The organism is Mycobacterium sp. TH-M82 (assembly GCF_057473605.1).
The window spans coordinates 1-3,037 of sequence record NZ_JBYCKY010000611.1 but is presented as its reverse complement, the minus strand read 5'-3'; the positions used below and the strand labels follow the sequence as shown (position 1 = coordinate 3,037).

The following is a 3,037-nucleotide window of genomic DNA, read 5'->3' as shown; positions in this document are numbered from 1 at the left end:
ACGCCATCATCTTGCGGGCCTCGTCCTCCACGGTCTGAGCGTGCACATCGAAACGGCCCGCCATCGCCCGCATCGCATCCGGATCGGTCATAAAACGCGTTGCCATGAAACTGTCTCCTTACCTGAAACCTATTGACTGTGGCTGGTTATTGGCTGTTGTTGTCGCTGGTTGTTGTCGGCCGGCGGGTAGCTGCAGGTCACGCCATAGCGTACCGGCCGATCATCTGAAACGCATGCATGCTCCTACCTGCTCAACCCGCTGCGGCCGCGTTGGCGGCCTCGGTGGCCGCATACGAGCCCGCACTGCCGTTCAGGGTGGCCACGAACATCTCGTGGATGGCTGCCGCCTGTGCGCTGATCTCCTGATACATCTGCGCGTGCGCGGCGAACTGTGCCGCGGTCAGCGCCGATACCTCATCGGCCGCGGGCGGCAACACTCCGGTGGTCGGGGCGGCCGCGGCCGCGTTCTGGGCGCTCAGCGCCGACCCGATACCACTGAGGTTGGCTGCTGCAGCCGATAGCGCCTCCGGTTGTGCGGTCACGAACGACATTGGGGTTCCTCCTCATACTCGCCTTTGACAGTCGCTCCGGGACTACAGCATAAATGCCCGGACCGGTCGCTGCCGCCTACAACGCTAACTGTTCACCCACTGGCAACAATTGTTCACCTGGCAATCTGAACCCGTAACACTGCGAGTCGGCCGGCTGTCGAAGAGAGCCTATCCCGCTGGAGTGGCGGCGCGCTCCCGGGCCGGCGCCCCGCGCAGCTCGGTGGCCGCTACCTGGACGAACACGCCGGTGTCCTCGGCCATCAGCAGCCCACGCCCGCGGGGCAGCGGGCCGCCCTTCATCTTGCCGCGGATGAAACCCTCGTCGGGATCGGCATCCATCACCAGCAGCGGCGCATTGGCCTGGTGCAGGGCCCGCAGCAGCGGATCGCTGCCCGCCGACGACCAGCCGCCGAAGGTGCGGGTTGCGATCACGTGCAACCCCACATCCGCCGACCGGGTCACCCACGGGGCGGCCTTCTGGAACGGCGAGTCGAAGCCCGGCGGGAACTGCTGGGCATCGTCGATGATCAAAAAAATCTCCGGTCCGGTCCACCAGGCATGCGCCAGCAGCTGCTCCGCCGACAGGCCGGGGGGCGGCTCGCGTCCGGCCAGTGTGGCCGCCAACTCGCTGATCAGCGCGACCACGCCGTCCATGTTGTACGCGAATTTCTCCACGTAATCAGAACCCAGTGTGGTCAGCAGCTGACGGCGCGGATCGACCAGCCACACCTGCGCCGACGGGTCTGACGTTTCCGGCGCGGTGCTGGCGCCGGGCGCATACACCCGCTCGATCTCACGCATGATGGTGGCCAACGTCGTGGTGCGCCCACACTCGCGTCGTCCGGTCACCATCAGGTGGCCGTTCTCGGCGAAGTTCAGATAGACCGGCCGCAGATCCAGCTCCGATATGGCCCAGGCGATCCCGCCGGCGCCCACACCCTCGCGCTGGTCTGTCGCTGCGACCGCCCGGACCTCGTCCAGCCCGAACCGGGCCGGCAGCCTGCGCACCGGGCGGACCCGACCCACAGCTACCTGGCTTACGGCAGCGGCCACGCTGTCGGACTCGAATATTTCTTCTAGGGCGTCACTCATCGCCGGCCGGGCGATCAGGGTGTGCAAACCCGCCTGGGGATCGCTGTCGAGCCGCACATAGTTCACCGCGACCATGCCCCGGCCCGGCTTGGCCGGGACGTCCTTGGCGAACCGGGACCGCACCAGCTTGGCATCCTCGACCGCCGCCAGCCGCAGCTCCACCCGGGATCCGAAACCGCTGCGCACCGGTGGGCGCAGCTCGGACTCGCGGTCGGCGGTGACGATCACGTGCACCCCGAAGGACGGCCCCTGGTTGATGATCTGGTTGACCTGCTCGACGAGCACCTCGTTGTCCTCGGACAGCGCCCGGTAGTTGTCGATCACCAGGTAGACGTCGCCGAAGCCGTCGTTGGGCACCTGCCCGGGCGCGCCATCGAACTTCCGACGCCGGAATACGGCCATCGATGCGACGTCGTGCTCGAGGAAGCTGCGTTTGCGTCCCCGCATCAGCGCCAGCAGTTCGGCCACCGTGCGGCGCACGCCGTCCGGGTCGGTGGGCCCGCAGACGCTGCCCACGTGCGGCAGTCCGGCCACCGTGGTCAGCGCGGTGCCGCTGTAGGCCAGGCAGTAGAACTGGATTTGTTCCGGGGTGTGGATCAACGCTGCCGAGCAGATCAGCGTCTGTAGCGCCGTGGTCTTGCCCGACCCACCGGAACCCAGGATCAGCACGTTGGCGCCGGGCCCGGAGGTGTCCACAGTCCACGGCGGCTGGTCGTGTTTGAACGGCCGGTCGATGATCCCGATCGGGAACACCAGATCCTTGCGGGTGCCGTAGTCCTGTTGCCAGGGATGGCCCAGGTAGCGGTTCACCAACTCATCGACGGGTGTGGGCACGTCCAGTGGCGGCTGCCACAACCGATAGGGCTCGAAGTCGATCCGGCGCAGCTGGTCGATGATCACCGTCCCGACCTTCGCTACCCGAATCGCGTCTTCCTCCTCCAGGTTCTCTGCGGTCTCTCCGGTCTCCTGAGCCGGCTCGGCCGAGCCGTCCGGCTGGTCGCTGATCGCGCTGCCCGGTACCGCCTCGGCCTCCTCGGCCGCCTCGACCTGCGCCGCGACCCCGGTCACCTCCCGCGGGGCGAAGGCGGTGGTGAACAGTTGCGGCTGGACGTAGTCGGCGGCGTGCACCATCGGCAGCTGCTCGTCGTCGAACAGACCGCCGCGGTGGTAGTCGCGCCACAGGAACTCCGCCTGGAAGCGGATCACCTCCTCGCCGCTCTTGCGGAAATAACCCAAGCCGGCCTTGCCCGGCAGGTTCACCGCGTTCGGCACGCCGGCGGCTTGCGCCGCGCCGGCCGTCTGCGCCTTGAGCACCAACCGGTAGCCCATGTTCTCCATCAGCTTCTCGGCACGGCTTTCGATGGTTTGCGACGCCATCATCAGGTGCACCCAGT

At 67.3% G+C, this 3,037-nt stretch carries 2 protein-coding genes and 1 pseudogene; all 3 read right to left on the bottom strand.

The genetic code is table 11. The annotated features are described in order from the left end of the window. Window positions 1-106, bottom strand: a pseudogene (locus tag AC2VON_RS18155) (WXG100 family type VII secretion target); the annotation flags it as partial. A 145-nt stretch (window positions 107-251) separates the two neighbouring features. Further along, window positions 252-551 carry a PE family protein gene (locus AC2VON_RS18150; protein ID WP_486954201.1) on the bottom strand — a complete coding sequence of 100 codons (300 nt, stop codon included), beginning with the start codon at window positions 549-551 and terminating at the stop codon, window positions 252-254. Window positions 552-719: 168 nt separating this feature from the next. Next, window positions 720-3,037: type VII secretion protein EccCb (gene eccCb, locus AC2VON_RS18145; protein ID WP_486954200.1), on the bottom strand; the 2,318-nt coding region annotated here is incomplete at its 5' end.